The sequence below is a fragment of the Micromonospora sp. NPDC048930 genome (assembly GCF_043197935.1).
In the GTDB taxonomy this organism is placed as follows: Bacteria; Actinomycetota; Actinomycetes; order Mycobacteriales; family Micromonosporaceae; genus Micromonospora.
Genome location: NZ_JBICUB010000042.1, coordinates 1 through 5,135, shown reverse-complemented (window position 1 = coordinate 5,135; position 5,135 = coordinate 1). Strand labels below are relative to the sequence as shown.

General features: G+C 67.2%; 6 protein-coding genes and 1 pseudogene. 2 read left to right on the top strand and 5 right to left on the bottom strand.

The features are described from left to right. On the top strand, positions 1–137 hold a 137-nt coding region (locus ACGFI9_RS37850; RefSeq protein ID WP_393186016.1), incomplete at its 5' end, for an integrase core domain-containing protein. 413 nt (positions 138–550) lie between these two features. On the opposite strand, the pseudogene ACGFI9_RS37845 reads toward ACGFI9_RS37850, so the two are convergent. The 3 genes and pseudogenes from ACGFI9_RS37845 to ACGFI9_RS37835 form a co-directional block, all read right to left on the bottom strand. Then, positions 551–723: pseudogene (locus ACGFI9_RS37845) on the bottom strand (DUF885 family protein); the annotation flags it as partial. Between the two features lie 424 nt (positions 724–1,147). Then, positions 1,148–1,720 carry a GNAT family N-acetyltransferase gene (locus tag ACGFI9_RS37840; protein ID WP_393186014.1) on the bottom strand — a complete coding sequence of 191 codons (573 nt, stop codon included), beginning with the start codon at positions 1,718–1,720 and terminating at the stop codon, positions 1,148–1,150. Between the two features lie 188 nt (positions 1,721–1,908). Next, positions 1,909–2,502 carry a DinB family protein gene (locus ACGFI9_RS37835; protein WP_393186012.1) on the bottom strand — a complete coding sequence of 198 codons (594 nt, stop codon included), beginning with the start codon at positions 2,500–2,502 and terminating at the stop codon, positions 1,909–1,911. Positions 2,503–2,523: 21 nt separating this feature from the next. On the opposite strand from ACGFI9_RS37835, the gene ACGFI9_RS37830 reads away from it, so the two are divergent. Then, the gene (locus ACGFI9_RS37830) at positions 2,524–3,204 is read left to right on the top strand and encodes a hypothetical protein (RefSeq protein ID WP_393186011.1); all 681 of its coding nucleotides are present in this window, start codon (positions 2,524–2,526) and stop codon (positions 3,202–3,204) included. Positions 3,205–3,418: 214 nt separating this feature from the next. Here the strand turns inward: ACGFI9_RS37830 and ACGFI9_RS37825 are convergent, their stop codons facing one another. Both ACGFI9_RS37825 and ACGFI9_RS37820 read right to left on the bottom strand, forming a co-directional pair. Continuing rightward, positions 3,419–3,901 (bottom strand): hypothetical protein, encoded by a 483-nt coding sequence (locus ACGFI9_RS37825; RefSeq protein WP_393186009.1) that lies wholly within the window; start codon positions 3,899–3,901, stop codon positions 3,419–3,421. A gap of 174 nt (positions 3,902–4,075) precedes the next feature. Then, entirely contained in the window at positions 4,076–4,732 is a 657-nt protein-coding gene (locus ACGFI9_RS37820; RefSeq protein ID WP_393186007.1) for a Type 1 glutamine amidotransferase-like domain-containing protein, read from the bottom strand. Between the last annotated feature and the right edge of the window lie 403 nt (positions 4,733–5,135).

Below are 5,135 nucleotides of genomic sequence, written 5' to 3'. Positions count from 1 at the left end.
CCGACGCCCGCCGCGACGTCTTCCGGTGGATCGCCTTCTACAACCACCGGCGCCGCCACTCCGCACTCGGCTACCTCAGCCCCGCCGACTACGAAGAAGCCCTCACACCGACTACGCTGCACCAGATCGCGGCGTAACCCGGTGTCCACATCCCGGGGGGAACCTCACACCCCCGTCTCGGACACCCGTGCCAGGTTGGCGGAAAACCGCGGCCACAGGCCAAGTTTGCCGACAACCCGACACCGACGGCTTCGTCATGTGCGACCGGGTCATCCAGAAACGCCGTCATTACAGTCGCGTCGCGTGTACGCCTACCCGGTCGGCGGCTACGACTGTCATGGAACGCCACCGCACGTCTCGTTGCGCATCGTGACGCCCGCCCGGCAGCAGATCCGGACGTCCGAAGAGGTCACGAACTGCCAATGTAACGAGATCTTTCATGGTGATACGTCCGGACGTCGTTCAGAGTGGCCGCAGATCAAAGGACATCAGACTCAAATACGGGCGCGGTGCCCGGCCTGCCTCACCGCCATGCATGAGTGACGTGCGGTCATCCGGTCAGCGCCCCCGTCAGCTGGTCCAGTCCTAACGAGCCAAGTTCGAGCGCCCGACGGTGGAATGCTCGCCGGTCGCCGTGGAAGGATGAGCGCCTGCCAGCCACACCCGCTCACCCACCTTGTAGGTCAGCGCCTGCCCTGGCCTGCCCAGATAACGCGCGAGCTCCACGGACGCGTACGGCCCTTGATGACAGCGGTCCCGCAGGTCGTCCACATCGGGGGCTGGTGCCGGCGTACGTCCTGCCGCCAGCGCACGTACCGCTCGATGTCCACCTGTGCCGCAGCCAGCGGGGTCGATGCCCTGGTCGGTGCAGCAGCTTAGGAAGACTCGCAGGTCGGACTCGGTATGGACGCGAGTCTGGTCACGGAGGCGGCCCAGGACGGTGGAACCGCAGCGCCCAAAACGAGCTGATCGGCAGGTACGACACCGGAGGCGGGAGCAGAAAAGGCAGCCATACCTCACCGTGCGTCACCAACGGCGATGAACGCCAGCACGCCCGAAGCGGCACTGAGAGTGCACTGTGCCGGCGCCATCAACCGAGCGGAACGAAGCGCCGGAGGCCGGGCGCCGTCTCGCGAGCGAGGAGGACTCAGCGGGCGGGAAGCGGCTCGGACGACGGCCGCCACTCCCGCCTGATCAGCCCGTACACCCAGGAGTCCGAGACCTCGCCGTGCACGACGCAGTCTTCCCGCAACGTCCCTTCACGCACGAACCCGAGCTTCTCCAGCACCCGGGCAGATGCCGCGTTACGCGTATCCGTCTCGGCCTGGACGCGATTCAGGTCCAGCGTGTCGAATGCCCACCGCAGCAGGGCGCGCGCGGCCTCCGTCGCGTAGCCATGGCCCCACGCTGCATCGTCGAAGCAGTAGCCCAGCGCCGCGCTACGGTACTCCGGATTCCACCGGGTCAGACTGCACCAGCCGATGAACGCCCCGCCGGAAATACGGTCCACGGCCAGCCGCGCCCCGGTGCCCTCCTCTGCCATCTGCCGGCAAGCCGTGATGAACCGCTCGGCGCGCACACGTTCGGTCCAGGGCGGCGCGTCCCAGTAGCGCAGCACGTAGGCGCTGCTGTGCAGCGCGAAGAGGGCGTTCGCGTCCGCATCGTTGAAGGGACGCAGTCGCAGGCGAGCGGTGTGCAGCGTGGGGGTGGGCAGGGACATGAGTGCCATGTTGCCTCTCTCAGCGGGCGGACGGAAAGACGTGCCCACGCCATCGGCCTGGGCGCGCGCAGTGCGGCACATCCGTGCATGTGACCTTGGCTTAAGGCTGCGACGGCCAGTGGCAGAATGCGAACGGTTTCTCGGACGAATTGGACGACGTCCGCGGGGGTTACGCGAAGATCGCGTCCTCAGGCGAACTCGCGTGCGGTGGATTCCAGCCGTTCGCGATAGGCGGCCCACCACGCCTCGTCGCCCTCGACCATGTTGTCGCCGGGCCGCCGCCAGCCGACCTGGCCGTCGACCAGTTCGCGCACGATGTCGGCGTGCCCAGCGTGCCGGTTCAGCTCGGCGGGCACGTGCACGAGGATGAGGTGCAGCGTCACCGGCGTGTGTTGCCACCACCGCACCGAGCCGGGCGCGTCGATCGGGAGCGTCTCGATCGTGGCGTCCGCGTGTGCCCAGACTCGGTGCCACAGGCCGATGATGTCGTCGCGGGACTCGTCGGGTGCGGCCCACATGTCCGTGTTCGGCTCGGCGTCTTCGTCCAGGCCTGCGACGGGTTCGGGAAAGGGGCGGTCGAACACCTCGCCGAAATACCCGGCGGTCACCGAGGCCACGTGCTTGACGAGCCCGAGCAGGTTCGTCCCGGTCGGCACGAGCGGGCGCCATACGTCGTACTCCGACAGCCCGTCGAGCTTCCCGAGCAGCGCCTCGCGCGCCTCCCGTAGCCTGCTGCGGTGCTCCTCACCTCGACCGCAACCCGCCCTCGTCGGTGTCTGCACGCAGAGCCAGCATCTTTCAAGGTGATCGCCGGATTCCTGGCCACGCTGCTGCTCGCCGGCTGCGGGCTCATCGCTCGCCCTCACCTCGCCGCCACGCTGCGGTTCGAGTTCGCGGCCACCACCGGGGACGGGTACATGAACCAACTGCTCACCATCTACAACGACAGCACTCAAATGCTTGCCCCGACGCTGCAGTTCACGGCGCTCGACGCCACCCGAAGCCCGCTACCGGCCGTAAAGGTCACCACTGTCTACGGCAGCGACCAGGGCAACCTGGTCGTCCCACCGGGCGGTGGCGTCGACGTGCTGATCTTCACAGGCGAGGGAGCCCAATTCGCCGAGGACGTGGTCGTGACCGCGCTCACCACGGAGACGATCGAGGCCCCAGCCGTCCATGTCGAGCCCGTTGTCACCCCGGTGGACGAATCCGGCCGCGTGCTCGACCGCAACAGCCGGTTCACCGCCGTGTCGCTGCGCAATGACGACAGCGAACAAATGAGCGTCCGGCTGGTCTACATCATCTGGACCGTTCCCGAGGGAGACCAGCGCCAGCAGGCCGCTCAGGTCGTACCGGTCGGTGGCCTGATAGTCGTGCCGCCCAAGCAGACCACTCTGGTGCCGGTGACCGGCGAGGCGCGGACCGCCATGGCGGGCGCTGCAGGGCGCTTCCCGACAAGCATCAAGGTGTACCTCTCCCGATAGCCCGCAAGCCGCTTCAACAGCCCCGGATCGGCCGAAGAAACTCGGCTGCGCCAATACGTGGGCCCCTATCGTGTGGTCAGCCGGCTGCACTCTAGGACGCGCGGTCGCGGCAAATGAGGATGGCTGTTCTTCACGATCAATACGACACAGTTGATCGCGTGTTCACCAAGCCGGTGGTCTATCCGGGCAAGCGTTCAGTGGGATTTACCCAGAGTCAGAGGCAGGTGGGCCGGAGGTCCCGAGGCGTGTAGGTGATCTGCACGTGGTAGACGCCCTCGGCGGTGCTGAGTACCTGAAGTCCCCATTCGCAGTTGGTTCCGTCCGGCTTCGAGGCGTCGTAGACATGGTGGCGGCCCGCCATGTCCTGAAAGACGAGGCTGCCCTGGCCGGACGCCTTCCAGCCGCTGGAACGGGCGAGGGCTTCGTAGAAGCGCGACACCTCGTCGGCGGCACCGGCTCCGGTGACCTCTCCATCGAGCATCCCGAGGTTGAGGGGCTTGGAATCCACCCAACCGCAGCTAACGGTCTCGGTCGCCGCCGACAGGGTTGCGCCGGGTGGCGCCTGGGTCAACACCGGCTCCTGACGCAGTGCGGCGACCGTCTTCGGATCCGGGTGGCAGTCGCGGGCGGGGTACCCTGATACGACGTCGCCCAACCGGCCACAGCCGCCAATGCACAGCCCCAACGCGGCTGCCACGACAGCGCGGCTGACAACACCAACCCGACTCACAGCACACCCCAGAGTTCTCGATCTTCGCCTGGTGAGCGTAGGTTCGCAGTTTCCTGGTGTACCACCCGGATCCAGCGATCGAGCCTGCGGCCAGTCACCGGCCCTACCTCTTCTCGGCAGATCCGGATGGCCGCCGGGGCCTCACCCGAACTTCGTCCATTGCCCTTCGGAGACCACCTCGACGGAGCCGTCGACGACCTTGATGGCCGTCTGTTCGTCGATGGCATAGGCCGGGACGCCGAGGTCAGCGGCCCACCGCTCCGCGTCAGCGAGGGTGTTCTCTGGGAAAGCGTCCAGGTGCGGGAAGATCGAGAAGTCGACGACTCCCAGGGTGCGGTCGTCCGGCGCGGACGGCCACTCGACGAAGTCCCTTCCGATCCGGGGCGTCATCACCATGCTTCCCGCACTCACGCCCACCCACACCATGTCGGGCAGCGAAGGCAGCAGATCGGCCAGCCCGGACGCTCGCATCCAATGACACAGATACGTCGCGTCGCCGCCGTCGACCAGGAGCACGTCGGCCTCCCGGATCCAGGGGACCCATCGCTCCGCGCCGATGGTGGGCAGCGCGGTGAGTTCCAGCACGCCCAACGACTTCCAGCCCAGGTCGCACATGGGTGACGGGCTCCGGCCGGCGATGAAACGCCAGGCCGAGGCGGGGGTGCACATGGGATGCCCGTACCCTGCTGTGGGAATGCAGAGGGCATTGGCGTCGCCGATCGGCTTGCCGAGAAGCTGCACGAGCGCCGAGTGGATGCTGGGGTTCGTGACGCCACCTGATGTAAGCAAGAGCTTCAAGGTGCCTCCGAATTCGCGCGCGGAAGGGTGGATGCGCCTGAGACCAGGCACCGAGCCGGGCTCAGCGTAGTTCGGGTCTCCTCTTTCGGAGGTCCCTCAGATTGCCAGGCGCGATCGGCCCCGCACCCAGGTCCTACTCACACAGCACGTGCACCCGACTCAGGCACGCGGGATGCCCATGTCACAACGACCGCTCATCGGCATGAGCACGCGCAGTGCGGCAAAACAGGACGTTGACGGGCCGGGCCAAGACCTTCCTGCGGGCATAATCCTCCCGGTGATCTCCTCTCCACCGGATCCGCTCGACGTCCGCGGGGTGCAACGGGCCTACGACACCGTGGCGGAGGACTACGCCGCCTACCTGCCGGACACCCGCTGCGAGGCACCCCTCGACCTCGCCATG

What these genes read in the sequence shown, in the direction of transcription:
- ACGFI9_RS37840 (WP_393186014.1), bottom strand. Translation starts at nt 1,720, where the DNA reads ATGTCCCTGCCCACCCCCACGCTGCACACCGCTCGCCTGCGACTGCGT.